We start from the raw sequence: 16,462 nt of genomic DNA, 5'->3' as shown, positions 1-16,462 counted from the left end.
TGTAGGAGCGCACCCTGTGCGCGACAGACCCTCGAAGCGGACTCATGCACGGTGAGGCAGTCGCGCACAGGGTGCGCTCCCACAAAAAAGAGTAGTGGTCGCGTGCCTACAACGGCGTTTCTGCGCCGAACCGCTCGATCAGGAATTCGATCATGCTGCGCAGCTTTGCCGTCGGCCGGCGATCCTGCGCGTAGAGCAGGTGCATGGGTGTCGATGGCGGCGCCCATTGCGGCAGCACGGCCATCAACCTGCCTTCGGCCAGATCCTCCGCCAGCAGGACTTCCGGCTGCAGCACGATGCCCGCGCCATGCAATGCCGCCACGCGCAGCGCGTCCCCATGATCGACGGAAAGACGACCTTGCACCGGCACGTCGCACTCTTCGCCGTCAGGCCCCAGCAGCCGCCATTGGTCGCGGCGCCGCCAGTTGGTCAGGCCCATGCAGACGTGCGCCGAGAGTTCCTCGGGCCGCGTGGGCGTGCCATGCCGGGCCAGGTACTGTGGCGACGCGGCAAGCAGCATGCGATACGGCTGCAGTGGTCGCGCGACCAGTTGCGGATCGTCCACCGCGCCGATGCGGATGCCCAGTTCGTAGCCTTCGCTGACGAGGTCGTAGACGCGGTTGTCCAACGACAGCTCGACGCTCACGTCGGGATAGCGTTGCAGGTAGTCGGTGAGCGCGGGCGTCAGTCGCCGGCTGCCGAAGCTCATCGGTGCGGTCAGGCGCAGGCGTCCGCGTGGCGTGGCCTGCAATTCGTGTGCGCTGCGCTCGGCCAGTTCCACATCGGCCAGCACCAGCTTGCAGCGCTCGTAATAGAGCTTGCCGACCTCGGTGAGCTGCTGCCGTCGCGTGGTGCGATGGAGCAGGCGCGCGCCCAGTCGCTCTTCGATGGCGCGGATGTGTTTTCCCGCCATGGTGGGAGAGACGCCGCTGGCTTCGGCAGCGGCCGCAAAACTGCCGGTGTCCACCACCCGCACGAACATCGCCATGCTCGCCAGCGTATCCATGATTGAAAACCCATGGTTTGGAATGGGCGGAATGATGGCACGTTTATTCCGGGATGGGCGAACCGGAGACTTGCCGGGCAAGGCGACCCATACCGGGGGCCACCATCGGGATGCTTTTCATGCGAATTCTGCTCATCGGCGCCAGCGGTACGGTCGGCCAGGCCATTGCCGGGGTGCTGGCGCCCCACCACGAGCTGATCCGCGCCAGTCGCCATGCCGGCGACGTGCAGGTGGACCTGACTGATATGGCCAGCGTCGAGCGGATGTACCGCGATGTGGGCGAGCTCGACGCCGTGGTCACTGCGGCGGGCCACGTGCACTTCGGCGACCTCGCCACCACCACGCCGGCGCAGTTCCTGTCCGGCCTGCAGGACAAGCTGATGGGGCAGGTGAACGTGGTGATCGCCGGTATCCCGCATCTGCGCGATGGCGGCTCGTTCACCCTCACCAGTGGCATCACGGCGATGGAGCCGATCCGCCAGGGCACCAATGCCACCACGGTGAATGCGGCCATCGAGGGGTTCGTGCGCTCGGCTGCCACGGAACTGCCGCGGGGCCTGCGCATCAATGCGGTAAGCGCGACCGTGCTCACCGAAGCGCTGGAAGCCTATGGGCCGTATTTCCCCGGCTTCGAAGCCGTGCCCGGCGAGCGCGTGGGGCAGGTGTACCGGCGCAGCGTGGAAGGCGTGTGCACCGGCCGGACCTACACCATCTGGCAATAAGCCTGCCTTTCACCCTGTAGGAGCGCACTTGTGCGCGACCGCCCCCGCTACGCTTTGCGGTCAGGCTGGATGGTCGCGCACAAGTGCGCTCCTACAAACGAGGCAGGAACGACTTACTTCTCGACGAACGCCCGCTCGATCACGTAGTCGCCCGGTTCGCGCGTGCGCGGCGACACATGGAAGCCGCGGGCATCGAGCAGGGCGCAGGTGTCGTCCAGCATCGACGGGCTGCCGCACAGCATCACGCGGTCCGTGGCCGGATCCAGCGGTGGCAGGCCGATGGCTTCGCTCATCGAGCCGTTGTTGATGTTGTCGGTGATGCGACCCTGGTGGCGGAACGACTCGCGCGTCACCGTGGGGTAGTAGACCAGCTTCTCGCGCACCAGCTCGCCGAGGTATTCGTGCTGCGGCAGCTCGGTTTCGAGGTAGTCCTTGTAGGCCAGGTCGTTGACGTTGCGCACGCCGTGCGCGATCACGATCTTCTCGTAGCGCTCGTAGGTCTCCGGGTCGCGCACCAGGCTCATGAAGGGCGCCAGGCCCGTGCCCGTGCCCAGGAGGTAAAGGTGCTTGCCCGGCTTGAGGTCGTTGAGCACCAGCGTGCCGGTCGGCTTGCGGCTGACGATGAGCGGATCGCCGGGCTGCAGGTGCTGCAGGCGCGAGGTGAGTGGGCCGTCGGGCACCTTGATGCTGAAGAACTCCAGATGTTCTTCGTAATTGGCGCTGGCAATCGAATACGCGCGCATCAGCGGGCGGCCGCCCACTTCCAGGCCGATCATCACGAACTGCCCGCTGTCGAAACGGAAGCCCGGATCACGCGTGGTGCGGAAGCTGAAGAGACTGTCGTTCCAGTGGTGCACGTCGATCACGTGCTCCGTCGCCAATGCCACCATTGCCGTGTAGATCCTGAAGAGGGGGAGAAGCCGCAGGCAGGGCACCCGTGTTGCCGGTGCCGGACTCGTGTGGGGAGGGCGGATTCCGCTGTGCCTGACGAGTGCTGCCCTGGGGGTGCAGCGGGGCGTTCATTATGCCATCGGGCGCCGTTGTCTTCATGCGCGAGCTGGCCAAAAGCAACGTGATGCAGCAGAGCGCGGCAACAAACCGCTCCCTTCGGCGCACGAATCGAGTGGCCGAAAGTGCGGGTCCGACGCTTTCACGGGCGCTTGACTCGGCCCGGAGTGCGGGCTGATAGAGTTTCTGGCGAGCCTTTGGCGTCCCGCGCCGGGCGGAATGGATGCGGCCCCCGCGCTGTTGCACACGTTCAGCCCGTTGCCACGGGTGCCGTGCCGGATGGATCTCGAAAGCTGCTCAGGAGGAGAACCTCGCCATGAAACGACTTCCCTTGGTCTTGACCGCCAGCCTGCTCGCCGCGGTGGCATGTCCCGCATTCTCGGGCGACAGCCAGCCGGCCCAGGACGGAAACCTGTCCTACAGCGGCAACTTCCTCACCCTCAAGGAAGGCCGGAACTACGTGCAGCTGACTACCGACGGTCGCCAGCGCGTGTTCGTCGCCGCGGTATGGCCCGATGGCTGGATGGGGTTGCACGGCAGCGACCAGATCGAACGGGTCGACGGCCAGCCCATCCGGTGGGTCGGCCAGTTCGTGAGCCAGCTGAAGGACCAGGCCGGCCCGGTCACGCTGACCGTCTACCACCATGACATCGCCATGCGTGTCTACGAAAAGCGTGAGGTGCAGCTGGCGCGAGCCGACTACGCCAAGTTCATTCCCGCCAGTGGCGCGAACTGACCGGCCGGCGCCCAGCCGCCCCCTGCAAGCAGAGGCCTCCGTACCGGGGGCCTTCGCACATCTGGCCCTGCCCGAAGGCGGGTGCGGACCCAACCGGCTAAAATGGCGGTCATGCAAAGCCTCGATCGAAACGATATCCAGGTATCCGTCGCCCCGATGATGGACTGGACGGACCGCCACTGCCGGTATTTCCACCGGCTGCTGTCGCCCCATGCGCGCCTGTACACCGAGATGGTGACCAGTGCAGCGCTGGTCCGCGGCAAGCAGCTGCGCCTGCTCGAACACAGCCAGCAGGAGCACCCGGTGGCCCTGCAGCTGGGCGGCAGCGAGCCGGAGGAGCTGGCCATCGCCGCCCGCTATGGCGCGGACGCGGGCTACGACGAGATCAACCTCAACGTGGGTTGCCCCTCCGACCGCGTGCAGTCCGGCCGTTTCGGCGCCTGCCTGATGCGCGAGCCCGCGCTGGTGGGCGACTGCGTGAAGGCCATGCGCGACGCGGTGGACGTGCCGGTGACGGTGAAGTGCCGCATCGGCGTGGACGACCAGGACGACTATGCCGACCTGCAGCACTTCACCGAAACCATGATCGCCGCGGGCGTCGAGGTGCTGGTGGTGCACGCCCGCAAGGCCTGGCTGCAGGGCCTGAGCCCCAAGGAAAACCGCGAGATCCCGCCGCTGGACTACGAGCGCGTGTATCGCCTCAAGCGCGAGTTCCCGCAACTGATGGTGGTGATCAACGGCGGCATCACCACGGTGGAGCAGGTGCAGGCCCACCTGAAGCAGGTGGATGGCGTCATGCTGGGCCGGGCGGCCTATCACGACCCCTACGTGCTGGCCCAGGTCGAGGCGGCGCTCCATGGCGAGCCCCTGCCGGCCCGGGAAGACGTGCTGCTGCGCATGCGGCCCTATATCGAGGCCGAGCTGGCCCGGGGCACTGCCCTCAAGCACATCAGCCGCCACCTGCTGGGCCTTTACCAGGGCGAACCGGGGGCCCGCGGGTTCCGCCGGCGGCTCAGCGAGGGCGCGCACCTGCCCGGTGCGGGTTGGGGCCTGATCGAGCAGGCCATGGCCCCGGCCCGGGTAGCCGCGTGACCGTTCAGGTTTGTCCGGTCAATATTCAGTTCCGAGTCCATAGTCTGAACGGCGATGGCCACCGCCCCCCGCAGGTACCCAGGGTTTGCCCAACGACATGAAAACCATCCTGCGCCCCCTGGTCTGGTTGCTGGCCTGCGTGGCCGGCACGAGCGCCTGGGCGGCACAGTCGGGCGAGCCCGCCATGACGCTGGAGCAGGCGGTGACCCAGGTGCAGCACGAAACCGGTGGCAAGGTGTTGTCCGCCAGTACGGTGCGCCGGGGACGCAGTTCATTCGAACACCGCGTGAAAGTGCTTACCCCGACGGGGCACGTGCGCGTGGTGACCGTAACCACGGAGGCCAGCAAGGGGCCGGCCTCCGGCGATTCGACCAAGAACCCGTCCACTGACGGTGCAAGCAACAAGGAGAAACACTGATGCGCATTCTTTTGGTTGAGGACGAGGCTCCGCTGCGCGAGACCCTCGCCGCACGCCTGAAGCGCGATGGTTTTGCCGTCGATGCAGCCCAGGATGGTGAAGAAGGCTTGTACATGGGGCGCGAAGTGCCCTTTGACCTGGCCATCATCGACCTTGGCCTACCCAAGATGTCGGGCATGGACCTGATCAAGTCGCTGCGCGAGGCCGGCCAGCGCTATCCCATCCTGATCCTCACCGCCCGTGGCGGCTGGCAGGACAAGGTGGAAGGCCTCAAGCACGGCGCTGACGACTATCTGGTCAAGCCGTTCCACGTCGAAGAGCTGCTGGCGCGCATCAACGCGCTGGTGCGTCGCGCCAGCGGCTGGTCCAAGCCGGTGCTGGCCTGCGGCCCGATCAAGCTGGACACCACCGCGCAGACGGTGACCGTGGAAGGCAAGCCGGTCGACCTGACCAGCTACGAGTACAAGGTGCTCGAATACCTGATGCTGCACGCGGGCGAGCTGGTCTCCAAGGCCGACCTCACCGAGCACATCTACCAGCAGGACTTCGATCGCGATTCCAACGTGCTGGAGGTGTTCATCGGACGCCTGCGCAGGAAGCTGGATCCGGAAGGCAACCTCAAGCCCATCGAGACGGTACGTGGACGCGGATACCGCTTTGCCATCCCTCGCAGCGAAGCCGACGACGAATAACCCGCCCCCGCCGCGCCGCCCGTTTTCACTGGCGGCGCGCGCGGCGCTGGCGACAGGTTTCGTGCTGGCTGCGTTCCTTGGCGTGGTCGGCCTTACGCTCATGCGTACAGCGGCCGACAGCTCACGCAAGGGACTGCAGGATCGCCTGCAGAATTTCGTCGTAGCCTATCTTGCTGGCACCGAAGTCGGTCGCTCCGGCAAGGTGCTGCTGCCTGACACGCCCCCCGATCCGAGCTTCTCGCGACCGGGCTCGGGCCTGTACGCCGTCGCCATCGGTGACGGCGGCTTCAAATGGGAATCGCCTTCCGCCATCGGGCGCGACTTTGCCTTCCTGCGTCCGCTGGCGCCGGGCGAGGGCGAGTTCGTCGGCCCCGTCGATACGCGCATGGGGCGCCTGTACTACTACATCTACGGTGTCGCGCTGGACACCTCCGAGAAGAAATCGGTGCACCTCACCTTCATGGTGGCGCAGACCGAGGACCAGCTTGAAGGACGCAACGCGGTATTCCGACGAAGCCTGGTGTTCTGGCTGGCCTCGCTGGGCGTCATGCTGATCCTGCTGCAGCTACTGCTGCTGCGCTGGAGCCTGACGCCGTTGCGCAAGGTGGCCAACGAAATGTCGCGTGTGGAAGGCGGCGAGCGCGAGCATCTGGGCGACCAGTACCCGCAGGAGCTCACCGGCCTTACCGAGCGCATCAATGCCTTCATCGACAGCGAGCGCGAACAGCGCGTGCGCACGCGCAACACGCTGGCCGACCTGGCGCACAGCCTGAAGACGCCGCTGGCGGTGATCCGCTCCAGCCTGGAAAGCACCAGCGGTGAATCTGGCCTGCGTGATCCGGTGCTGGAACAGGTGCGCAAGATGGACGAACTGGTGGCCTACCAGCTCGCCCGCGCCGCCACCTCCGGCCGCCAGACCTTCGCCACCACCGCCATTCCCATCGCCGGCCACGCGGAAGACCTGGTGCAGAGCCTGGAAAAGGTCTACGCCGCGAAGAACGTGCTGTGCGAGTTCGACATCGACGACAACGCCGCCTTCTACGGCGAACAGGGCGACCTGCTCGAACTGATGGGCAACCTGCTGGAAAACGCCTTCAAGTGGGCGCGCCACCGCGTGCTGCTGGTGGTGAAGATGCGTCCGGTGGCGGGTCGCCAGCGCCCCGGCATGTGGATCAGCGTGGAAGACGATGGCCCGGGCATCGATGACGACAAGATCGAGAGCGTGCTGCAGCGTGGCGTTCGTGGTGACGAGCGCGTGCAGGGGCACGGTATCGGCCTGTCGATCGTGCAGGACATCATTCGCGCCTATGGCGGCGAGTTGTTGGTGGACCGGTCGCCGGAGTTCAACGGTGCGCGGTTCAGTGTGACGTTTCCGCCGGGCTGATGGTGGGGCGTTGGTCCGATGGGTTGTTCGGATCACTCGGATAGGTGCTTCACGCAACCTTTGGGTAGGCGAGAGCGCCCGAGTCTCTCGCAGTTCTTCTCCCTCTCCCTTCGGGCTCGCAGTTCTTCTCCCTCTCCCCTCCGGGGAGAGGGTTGGGGTGAGGGGTCAACCTTGCCTCACCACCTCATAAGAGCCGTCATTCCTGCGAAGGCAGGAATCTAGTGACTTTGCTCTGGGCCTCTGGTCTCGCGCGTTTCCGCGATCTGGCCGCTTACGCAGCGGAGGCGTTTCGACCTCCTGCCGGAGGCCGAGTCACTTTTCTTTTGCTGGCCCAAAAGAAAAGTAACCCAAAGAAAATGGCCTTAAGAGCTGGCAGCATGCCGTGGGGATAAGCCCGAACGGCTGAGGATCGTTGTTGCGTGGCAACCTCCGCCTCTACACAGCGGGTATACCGAAACGCTTCGCAACGCGCCATTGCGCTGAGGACTTAACGCGGAGCGTCGCGCCGCGATACGTCACATCCACCCGTGCCACTAGGTCGCTCACGTTGAACTTCACTTCTCCCTCTCCCCTTGCGGGAGAGGGCCGGGGAGAGGGGGCAATCTTGCCTCAGTCTCATTTGGACGGCTAAACGTCCCACAAGGCAATCAACCTGCCGGCGACACCCCATAGTACGCCTGCAACAGGTCCGCCACTGCCGCGTCCGCGCGTCGCAGCACGCCTGGCTGCGACCAGTGCAGCTCACTCACCACCGCAAAGAACTCATCCGCGCTTTCCGACGCATACGGATCAATCAACGTATCGCGTCCACGCGCCACATCGTTCGAAAGCAGGTCAAACGCGCGCTGGAAGGCGACGATCCATTGCCGGCGTGGAATATGCGGCGGCAGCACCGGTACGCCGTCGGGCGGGCCGTCGAGCATGTCGAGTTTGTGGGCAATTTCGTGGATGACCACGTTGAAGCCATCCCACGGCTGGGCCAGGTCGAGCTGTACGTCGGCGAGTGACAGCACCAGCGGACCATGTTCCCAGGCTTCGCCGATCAGTACGCCGTCGCTTTCGGTGACCACGCCGGTGCGGTCGTCGTGGTGGCTGCGCTTGACCTTGAACTCGCCGGGATACACCAGGATGTCGCGCCAGCCCTTCAGCGCACCGGGGCCCTGCTTCAGCACCGGCAGGCAGGCCTGCATGGCGATCAGGGTGCGGATCTCGTCGCTGAGTTCGGCGCCGGCCAGGGCGTGGAAGCGTTTGCGGGCAAGGAACACGGAAACCAGCCGGCGCAGTTCCCGCTGGCGGTGGCTGTCGAGGCGTTGTGCGAGCAGGCAGGCATCCAGCGCGTGGCGCCAAGGTTCATCGGCAAGCGGGGGAGGTGTCAGGTAGGCGCGAAGGCGCCGCCACCAGGCAGCGGGCACGGGCGGTGAACGTTACTGGATGGAACCCGGCAGCAGCGATTGCCAGCCGATACGGTTCTGACGGCTGCTGCGCGGAGCGCGGGCCGGCGTCGTGGTGGGGCAGTTGTCGCTGGAAGACGACGAAGACGAGCTGGGATTGGTGTTGGCCTCGCGGGACAGGCCCAAGGCGTCGCCGCCGCTGCCGCCGCCTGCACCGTCGTGGCTGGAGCTGCCGTCCACCGTGCGCTGCATCGAGCTCAGATCCTGGCTGTCCGCGTCCATGGCCGATGCAGCAACGCTGCCGACGCACAGTACACAGCCAATCAAGATCTTCCCGACGCCCATGGCGGCTCAACCCCTTGATCCGCAATCCAAGATCTCGATGCTGGCAGAAAAAAGGAGGCGATACCAGTGCCCTGTTCCAGCCGTATGACGACGGGGCGAGTCCCAGAAGTCATGCGACTTCGCCGAGCCGCCACGCTGTGGGGCGCGCCGTTGGCAGGCTAGAATCGCCGGATGCCACGCCTTTCCCCACTCTGCCCGTGCTCCCGCGGGCGTTGCCATCGCGGCCCATCGGCCCGGAGCGCCGCGTAATGCAGGCGCAGGAGCTGCTGGTAGCGCTGGCCGATGGCGGCATGGTGTCTGGCGCCCAGCTGGCCGAACGGGCAGGGGTGACCCGCGCCGCCATCTGGAAGCAGATCGAAGCCCTGCGGGCCCGTGGCGTGCCGGTGGAATCGCGGGGCACGGCGGGTTATTGCCTGCCCTGGCCGGTCCAGCTGCTGGATGACGCCACCCTGCGCGCCTCGTTGCCCGCTTCAGTGCAGGAGCGCATGGGCACGCTGGAACTGCACTGGGAGGTCGACTCAACCTCCAGTGAGATCCAGCGCCGGCAGGCCAGCCTGGCCGACCTCAGCATGGTGCTGGCGGAAACCCAGACCGCCGGGCGCGGCCGTCGCGGCCGGCGCTGGCTGTCGCCGCCGGGCCTGAATGTCTATCTGTCCTGCCTCAAGCGGTTCGATGCCGGCTTCGCCGCGCTGTCCGGCCTGTCGCTGGCGGTGGGCGTGATCGTGATGCGCACGCTGACCGCGCTGGGCATCGAGGGTGCCGGCTTGAAGTGGCCCAACGACGTGCTGAGCCGCGACGGCAAGCTTGCCGGCATCCTCGTCGAGCTGGGCGGGGAGTATCAGGGGCCGTGCGCCGCCATCATCGGCGTGGGTCTCAACGTGCGCCTCACCGACGCGTTGCACGAGCAGGCCGGCCAGCCGGTGAACGACCTGGCCACGCTGGCCGGCAACGCACCGGACCGCAACTGCGTGGCAGCCGCGCTGATCACGGCGCTGGCGGAAGGCCTGGACCAGTTTGAACGCGAAGGCTTCGCTGCCTTCGTCAACGAGTACGCCCGTTACGACCTGCTCAGCGGCGAGCCGCTGAGCGTGCACGGCGCCAACACGGTGTTGGAAGGCGTGGGTGCTGGCGTCGACGCGCGCGGCGCGCTGTTGCTGAAAACGGGCGAAGGCGTGCAGCGCATCGACAGCGCTGATGTCTCGGTGCGCCGCGCATGAAGCTGCTGCTGGATCTTGGCAATACGCGACTGAAATGGGCCCTGCGTGATGGCGCGCAGTGGCGCGAGCAGGGCGCCGTGGCGTGGAACGAAGATGTCGTGCTGGCCCTGCACGAAGCATGGCGCCACCTGCCCACGCCCGAAAGCGTGTATGGCGCCTCGGTGGTGGACGGTGCCCGCGAAACACAGATTGCCGCCGTGGTGTGCACCCGTTTCAACCACGCCACCACGTGGATGCGCACACCCGCCGAGGCGTGCGGTGTGCGCAATGCCTATCCCGAACCGGGCCGGCTGGGCGTGGATCGCTTTCTCGGCATGGTCGCCGCCCATGCGGAAGGGCTGACGCCCTGCGTGCTGGTTGGCGTCGGCACGGCACTGACGCTGGACGCACTGGACGCGAAAGGCCAACACCTCGGCGGCCTGATCGCCCCGGGCCCGCAGCTGATGCAGCAGTCCCTGCTCGGCGCCACGGCGCGCGTGCTGGTGGATCGCCCGGGCAACGTACTCGAAGTGGCCGACAACACGCCCGATGCCGTCGCTTCCGGCTGCTGGCAGGCCTGCGCCGCCGTGGTCGAGCGTTTCGTGGCGCACATGTCCGCGCCGCTGGGCGGGTCGCCGCAACTCATCCTTGGCGGCGGTGATGCCCAATCGCTGGCGCCACTGATCGCCATGCCGGCACGTCTCAGCCTGGACAGCGTGCTGCGCGGCTTGTCCGTGTGGTCCGACGCACATTCCCCCATCGAGCAGGCTCTCTAGAATGCCTGCTCCCCCGCTGTTCGCCTGACGGATCGCCGATGTTCCTGCGCCTGCTCCTGGTCCTGCTGATCGCACTCAATATCGCGGTAGGCGCGTGGCTGTTGCTGGGCCAGGACGACGTGCACGGCCGTAGCGCCACCGACGCCGGCGTGCCCGAACTGCACCTCCTCAGCGAGCGCCCGCCGGCACCGTCTTCGGTCGCCGCGCCGGCATCGACAGTATCCACGGCCGCAACGGCATCCACCGCTGCGCCATCAGCGTCCGCCGCAAGCGCCGCGCCCGTGGCCCAGGCACCCGCACCGACGCCGGCTCCTGCTCCGCCCCCGCAGCCGTCGCGACCGAACACCTATACCTGCATGGCGCTGGGCCCCTTCGCCACGCAGGCGGATATGCGCACGGCCCGCGTCGCCCTCACCAACCAGGCCGCGCGCATGCGTTCGCGCCAGGAGCAGACCACGCAGACCAGTGGCTGGTGGGTCTACCTGCCCGGTGGCGGCAGTCGCGACAAGGCGCTGGAACTCGGCCGCCGCCTGGCTGCGGCCAACGTAGGCGACTACTTCGTGGTCAGCTCCGGCGACCAGCCCAACACCGTCTCGCTGGGCCTGTTCAAAGACCCCGCCAACGCCCGCCGCCGCCGTGAACAGGTGATCGCCGCCGGCTTCCCCGCCCAGATGACCGAGCGCACCGAAACCGTGCCCGAGTACTGGCTGGATGTGGTCATCGCCGACAACGGCCACGCCGACTGGCGCAGCCGCGTGAAAGGCGTGGGCTCCCACAGCACCGGCTGCTTCTGATCCGGGCTTTGGCGCGGGGACGTGCCAGCCTGTTAGACTTGCCACCCTTCGCCGGTATAGCTCAGTTGGTAGAGCAACTGATTTGTAATCAGTAGGTCGCGGGTTCGACTCCTGCTGCCGGCACCAGACAAACAAAAAGGCTTGCGTGGAAATCATCCGCGCAAGCCTTTTTTGTTGGGGTGAGCAACGAACTGCCCGATGATTCGGTTGCGAATTCGAGCGTGTGGCAAATGAACCTGAGCACTTCTCCAGTTCATGGAGGGAGCGCCAGGTCGGCGGTGCCGCATCCCTCGCGAACCGGTCTGGCGTCATGGCCCCGTTGCCGAGGCAACGTTCATATAGGCATGCTGGGGATGTCCGCTTCCGACCCATAGCGGACCTGTAGTGATGGCCCGAACTGGGTGTGCCGTCGAGGTGATCACTACCGTCACCTGGCCAATGCTTTGCCGAGATGCATTTGGGCTGATATGGCAGATTGCCATTGATCAGGAGTCGTTCTTGACCCTGTCGCAGGCGGAACGCGACACTCGTCAACACTACAGAGTATGTGGAGTAAAGATGCTTGGCTTCTTGAAGAAGTGGTTTGCCTCGGCTGGCAAAGAGCTGACGCTATCGTCGTCAGACGTCGCGCTTGAGCTGGACGAAACAATCGATGCGTTGCTCGATCTCTTCAAGCTCCTTGCAAAGCCTATGGGAGTTGGCGTGGCAGAAGCTGTCGCAGCCAAAGTGCGTCGCGAGGCCGCTCGGGGTGAGGGAGGCACGATAGCTTTTATCGATGTGGCGGCACCCGGCGATGAGGAAGAAACGTTCGGCTTGGCCATCCACGTGGACTGGAAGGCATGGGGCGAGATCGAGTGGCAGGCCAACCGAGCGCTCCGAGCGCTCGGCTCGCCGGAGCCGTGGTCACGGATGGGAGGCCATTGCGATGTCACCGCCGCCGGAGTGTTTGTGGAGCTGGCGGAGTGGCTCGAGCCGAGGGGGCTGCAACTCGTATTTCTTGATACTGGCGGGGACGAGTATCTTGCTTTCCTCGTTTCTCAGGCCGATGCGGACGCAGCCTTTGCACTGGCGGCCGACGCGGAGCTCTCCCCAATGACACTCGAGCAATTCCGAATTCGCGAGATCAGTTGAGCGTGTCATTAAAAAAAGCCGGGAAAATGGGGCGGAGGTAATTGGAACGACTCAACTACCTCGATCCCCTTTGATCCGCGATCGCTCGCGCCGGCACACTGAGTTGATTCTTCGCACAGACGAGCGGCAGGCAGAAGGTCCGCTTTCGACCCGAAGCGGACAAGGGGCGTCAGATCAGTACCTCCGGTACCAACCTCGCAGGTATCGCCACCTGTTCAGTGGCTTGTAAAGATCAGCCGTCAGTTGCCCGTCTCCACACCTTTCTCCACGCGCGAGGTCATTCCCATGGTTCGCCTCCATTTTTCCTCCGTGCTATCTGCCTTGCTATTCGGCGCGATGGTTATCGGGTATGCGGGGCCAGCGCCGGCCACCGCCGCCGCCGGGCCGCAGGCGGTGTCGCTGGCAAGTCATGGCGACATATTCCGCTTTAAGATCGGCAATCTCGATGCGGTGGCACTCAAAGACGGCGACATCGATGCTGCCAACGACGGCAAGACTTTCGCCGTCGGCCAGCCTACCGAGGCTGTCAGCACGTTACTAACCGCGGCGGGACAACCGACGGATGTACTGCACTTGAGCATCCAGCCATTGCTGGTGCATAGCGGGAAGCGCGTGCTGCTGTTTGACACCGGCGCCGCGGACGCATCTTTCGCGCGTGCGGGGCGCCTGCCGGCTTCGTTGCACGAGGCGGGTGTGGCACCGTCGCAAGTCACCGACATCTTCATTTCACACCGTCATCCTGACCACACGGGTGGCCTGCTTACGCACGACGGCGTTCGCGCATTCCCCAACGCCACCATCCACATCTCGGCACCCGAGTGGGAGGCTCTCAAGAAGGATGGTGACAGCGCCGCCCTCGTCGCAGCGATCGCGTCGAAGGTCGAGACCTTCAAGCCAGGGGCAGCAATCTTGCCTGGTGTGGTAACGGCGGTAGACGTCCGAGGCCATACCCCGGGTCACAGCGCCTACGAGATCACATCGGGCAGCGATCGACTGCTCTACATCGGCGACGTCGTGCATCACTACGTTATCTCGGTGCAGCGACCGGAATGGACCGTGGAGTACGACGAGAATGCACCTCTGGCGCAATCAACCCGGCGTGCAGAGCTGGAGCGCGTGGCTGAAGACAACGAGCGCATCTACGCTGTGCATTTTCCGTTCCCTGGATTGGGACACGTAAAGAAGCAGGGCGGCAGCTTCGTGTGGGTGCCCGAGGTGCCTTAGCGGCAGGGCACTGGTTATCGAGAAGCCCGGGATGGGTCGTCGTCGAGCCGCTCCTGGCAAGTCTCCGCTATCGACCCGGAGCGGACATGCTGCATTCGTTCCAAATGACAAGGAGGCTGTGAGTGCGGAAGGCGCTTTTGCTCGCTATGGCCACTTTGCTGATCACGTCCTGTTCGGACCGTCCCCTCAGGGGGGCTGTTGATCCCTCGCCGGACGGGAAGACCTATCTGGCTGTCGTTGATGACAACGGAGGAGCCTGTGGTCCACTTAAGGTGGACGGTCAGCTCTGGGGTCACAGGATCGGGGAGACGGCCCTCATTGAACCGGGAAGGCATACGATCGAATGTGGCAGTGCAATCACATTCGAGATTCCTCGCGGGACTGTTTTCAGGTTCGATTACTGGGGGCCATGACCCCTGCTAATGTCCGCCTTCGACTCAAGGCGGAACTCACGCGGCATCGAAAGCGAACCTGACAGGAGCGGACATCTTCGCATCCGTTCAGATAATTGAGCGCACCACGCCTCCGTCCACGCGAACGGCCGCACCGGTGGTGGCCGAGGCCTGCTCCGAGGCTAGATAAACACTCAGATTGGCGACTTCATCCACTGTGGCAAGGCGCTGAATCAAGGAAGTGGGACGGTGGGAGGCGATGAAGTCGCGTTCGACCTCCTCCTGCGAAATGCCCTTGTCCGCAGCAATCTTTGCAAAGAAGTCACCCACTCCCTCTGACCGGTGGGGCCCGGCAAGATGGCGTTGACGGTGACGCCTGTTCCGGCCAGGGGAAGGGCGCTCGGACCAAAGCCTTTGATGCCTCTGCCGGGCCATGCGCATTTGCCCCGCGGGCTATTTGCCCTTGCCGATACGCCAGCAGGCTTCCAGGAAGATCCGGCGCTCCTGTTCGCCGTCGATTTCTGATGCGAGGCAGCGCGCAAGCGCATCCAGGTCGCCACTACCCTGCGCAGCACGGCGCACCAGGTGTCCGGCGACGGGCCCGATGCGCCTGGCCAGCTCTGTCTCCAGCAGGCGCAGGTGCGCCGCGTCGATACCACCGCCCGGGCGCGCGGTGTCGACGGGGCCGAGGCCCCGCATGGGCTGGTGTTCGGGCGAGACATCGTGGGGTGCATGCACGCCGAGGGCGGTGTCGAGGTAATCGCAGAGGCGATCGATGTGCGGTTCGACCGGTGACGGGAACGCGTCCATCCAGTGTTGTGTGCTGAGGAAGTACTCCAGGCTTTTTGACGGCAGTACATCCTCGATCCGAAATGGAAGGATCGGTACCTGCTTGTGCACGGCGCGCTCCACCTCGCGCCGTACCTGACCCGAGTCGTTGCTGCTGCCGGAGAACACCAACACCATCAGCCGCGCACAGGCAATCGCATCGATGATTTCAGCGGCCCAATCCGCGGCCGGCGATACGTCGCGCGGCGCGATCCACACGCGGATGCTGCGCGCCTCCAGGCGCTGTACCAGCGCACACGCAGCCTCCCTGTCCGGTTGCGAATAGCTGACGAACACGTCGTGGCCCATGGCTATCCGCCCAGCATCTGCAGCGCCTTGTCCAGGCTCTTGCGCATGCGGTTGAACGCGACTGACAACGCGGCCACCTCGGCGCCTCCTCCACTCGGGAAATCCGCAGCGGCGGTATCGCCAAGGCTCACCTGATCGGCGATCCGCGCGATCCGCCGCACCGGGCGGATCACCAACACGTACAGCGAGACATTGACGATCAACAGCACGCACACGAGCATCGCGGCGATGGCCGCCAGCACATCGCGACGGACGCGCTCCGCATTCGACTCGGCGCTGGCGAACGGCACCGAGACGATTTGCGCGCCGACCACTTCGTTTGGCTGCCAGCCGAACCCGTTGTCGCTCCCGTAGCGTGCGAGCATGGTTGCGGGTGCCGCCGACGGCAGGCTGTGGCAGCCCATGCAGCCGGCATCGACACGGATAGGGCGCGCCAGGTAAAGGATCCTTCCCACCGGCGTGTCGCGTGTTCCGCTCACTTCGCTGGCCGTGCTGTCGTTGCGAAAGCGCTGCACGATGTCCGCCTCCCAGTCCGTAGCGCGATCGCGCGGATTGGTTGGGTTGAGCGTGGCCTCCTTGTAGGAGTAGTCGGGGTGTTCCTTGTGCAGCGTGAGGAAGTTTTGCGTCGCGGCATAGAACGGAACGCTCTGCGGGCGAAACGCGCTCGCCATCTTGTCGTCGAGCAACGGCCCGATCTCGGTTTCGGTATAGGAGCGGATCGCCGCGGCGCTGTCGATCATCAGGCCAGCCTGGGCCAGCACTTCGCGCGCTGCGTTCTCCCGCAGGGTCGACGTCACGACCAGAGAGATCACGCCCATGCCGAGCGCGAATGCCACCAGCAATATGAGGTTGATCCGCAGCAGCACGGTCGATACCCCTTGGCCGGAACTCGGGCCCCCGCCCCGTCCCCCGACGGTGTCTTGGCTGTTGGAACTTCGGAAGCGTCCCTGTAACACGCCACTCAGACCACGGCGCGAATCATGACACAAAAGGCCCGGCGAGGTTCCCGCACGGGTTC

General features: G+C 65.4%; 17 protein-coding genes, 1 tRNA gene and 1 pseudogene. 12 read left to right on the top strand and 7 right to left on the bottom strand.

What is annotated here, in order from left to right; translation table 11 throughout:
* Positions 1–106: 106 nt before the first annotated feature.
* Positions 107–1,006 carry a LysR family transcriptional regulator gene (locus H8F01_RS06720; protein WP_187058241.1) on the bottom strand — a complete coding sequence of 300 codons (900 nt, stop codon included), beginning with the start codon at positions 1,004–1,006 and terminating at the stop codon, positions 107–109.
* Positions 1,007–1,125: 119 nt separating this feature from the next.
* Here H8F01_RS06720 and H8F01_RS06715 point away from each other — a divergent pair, with 119 nt between their 5' ends.
* Positions 1,126–1,728, top strand: coding sequence for a short chain dehydrogenase (locus H8F01_RS06715; RefSeq protein ID WP_187058240.1), 603 nt, complete (start codon positions 1,126–1,128; stop codon positions 1,726–1,728).
* 113 nt (positions 1,729–1,841) lie between these two features.
* Here H8F01_RS06715 and H8F01_RS06710 read toward each other — a convergent pair whose 3' ends face one another.
* Complete coding sequence (locus H8F01_RS06710; RefSeq protein WP_187058239.1) at positions 1,842–2,618, bottom strand: ferredoxin--NADP reductase; 777 nt, start codon at positions 2,616–2,618, stop codon at positions 1,842–1,844.
* Between the two features lie 434 nt (positions 2,619–3,052).
* On the opposite strand from H8F01_RS06710, the gene H8F01_RS06705 reads away from it, so the two are divergent.
* The 5 genes from H8F01_RS06705 to H8F01_RS06685 all read left to right on the top strand — a co-directional run bounded on the left by H8F01_RS06705 (position 3,053) and on the right by H8F01_RS06685 (position 7,058).
* Entirely contained in the window at positions 3,053–3,472 is a 420-nt protein-coding gene (locus H8F01_RS06705) for a hypothetical protein (protein WP_187058238.1), read from the top strand.
* Between the two features lie 111 nt (positions 3,473–3,583).
* The gene (gene dusA, locus H8F01_RS06700) at positions 3,584–4,564 is read left to right on the top strand and encodes a tRNA dihydrouridine(20/20a) synthase DusA (protein ID WP_187058237.1); all 981 of its coding nucleotides are present in this window, start codon (positions 3,584–3,586) and stop codon (positions 4,562–4,564) included.
* Positions 4,565–4,661: 97 nt separating this feature from the next.
* Positions 4,662–4,982 (top strand): hypothetical protein, encoded by a 321-nt coding sequence (locus tag H8F01_RS06695; protein ID WP_187058236.1) that lies wholly within the window; start codon positions 4,662–4,664, stop codon positions 4,980–4,982.
* Positions 4,982–5,674, top strand: a complete 693-nt coding sequence (locus tag H8F01_RS06690) for a response regulator transcription factor (RefSeq protein WP_187058235.1) — start codon at positions 4,982–4,984, stop codon at positions 5,672–5,674. The genes H8F01_RS06695 and H8F01_RS06690 overlap by 1 nt, the downstream gene beginning before the upstream one ends.
* Positions 5,640–7,058: an ATP-binding protein gene (locus tag H8F01_RS06685; protein ID WP_187058234.1), complete on the top strand. Its 1,419-nt coding sequence runs from the start codon at positions 5,640–5,642 to the stop codon at positions 7,056–7,058. The genes H8F01_RS06690 and H8F01_RS06685 overlap by 35 nt, the downstream gene beginning before the upstream one ends.
* 647 nt (positions 7,059–7,705) lie before the next feature.
* Here H8F01_RS06685 and H8F01_RS06680 read toward each other — a convergent pair.
* Positions 7,706–8,470 carry a M90 family metallopeptidase gene (locus tag H8F01_RS06680; protein ID WP_187058233.1) on the bottom strand — a complete coding sequence of 255 codons (765 nt, stop codon included), beginning with the start codon at positions 8,468–8,470 and terminating at the stop codon, positions 7,706–7,708.
* Positions 8,471–8,482: 12 nt separating this feature from the next.
* On the bottom strand, positions 8,483–8,776 hold the full coding sequence (locus H8F01_RS06675) for a hypothetical protein (RefSeq protein ID WP_238481174.1): 294 nt from the start codon (positions 8,774–8,776) through the stop codon (positions 8,483–8,485).
* Between the two features lie 266 nt (positions 8,777–9,042).
* Here H8F01_RS06675 and H8F01_RS06670 point away from each other — a divergent pair, with 266 nt between their 5' ends.
* From H8F01_RS06670 to H8F01_RS06645, 6 genes are all read left to right on the top strand, one after another.
* Complete coding sequence (locus tag H8F01_RS06670; RefSeq protein ID WP_187058231.1) at positions 9,043–10,011, top strand: biotin--[acetyl-CoA-carboxylase] ligase; 969 nt, start codon at positions 9,043–9,045, stop codon at positions 10,009–10,011.
* On the top strand, positions 10,008–10,766 hold the full coding sequence (locus H8F01_RS06665; RefSeq protein WP_187058230.1) for a type III pantothenate kinase: 759 nt from the start codon (positions 10,008–10,010) through the stop codon (positions 10,764–10,766). Before H8F01_RS06670 ends, H8F01_RS06665 begins: the two co-directional genes overlap by 4 nt.
* A 38-nt stretch (positions 10,767–10,804) precedes the next feature.
* The gene (locus H8F01_RS06660; RefSeq protein WP_187058229.1) at positions 10,805–11,560 is read left to right on the top strand and encodes an SPOR domain-containing protein; all 756 of its coding nucleotides are present in this window, start codon (positions 10,805–10,807) and stop codon (positions 11,558–11,560) included.
* Between the two features lie 50 nt (positions 11,561–11,610).
* Positions 11,611–11,686, top strand: a tRNA-Thr gene (locus H8F01_RS06655).
* A 288-nt stretch (positions 11,687–11,974) separates the two neighbouring features.
* Entirely contained in the window at positions 11,975–12,691 is a 717-nt protein-coding gene (locus H8F01_RS06650) for a DUF6630 family protein (RefSeq protein ID WP_187058228.1), read from the top strand.
* Between the two features lie 285 nt (positions 12,692–12,976).
* Complete coding sequence (locus H8F01_RS06645; RefSeq protein ID WP_222615731.1) at positions 12,977–13,915, top strand: MBL fold metallo-hydrolase; 939 nt, start codon at positions 12,977–12,979, stop codon at positions 13,913–13,915.
* A gap of 500 nt (positions 13,916–14,415) precedes the next feature.
* Here H8F01_RS06645 and H8F01_RS06640 read toward each other — a convergent pair.
* The 3 genes and pseudogenes from H8F01_RS06640 to H8F01_RS06630 form a co-directional block, all read right to left on the bottom strand.
* A pseudogene (locus tag H8F01_RS06640) lies at positions 14,416–14,571 on the bottom strand (SDR family oxidoreductase); the annotation flags it as partial.
* Positions 14,572–14,760: 189 nt separating this feature from the next.
* The gene (locus tag H8F01_RS06635; RefSeq protein ID WP_187058227.1) at positions 14,761–15,444 is read right to left on the bottom strand and encodes a toll/interleukin-1 receptor domain-containing protein; all 684 of its coding nucleotides are present in this window, start codon (positions 15,442–15,444) and stop codon (positions 14,761–14,763) included.
* A 2-nt stretch (positions 15,445–15,446) separates the two neighbouring features.
* A complete protein-coding gene (locus H8F01_RS06630; RefSeq protein WP_222615730.1) occupies positions 15,447–16,310 on the bottom strand; it encodes a Tll0287-like domain-containing protein in 864 nt (287 codons plus the stop codon).
* Positions 16,311–16,462: the final 152 nt, after the last annotated feature.

Origin of the sequence: Dyella telluris (assembly GCF_014297575.1) — a bacterium.
Taxonomy (GTDB): Bacteria; Pseudomonadota; Gammaproteobacteria; order Xanthomonadales; family Rhodanobacteraceae; genus Dyella; species Dyella telluris.
This window is presented reverse-complemented; position numbering and strand designations above follow the sequence as displayed.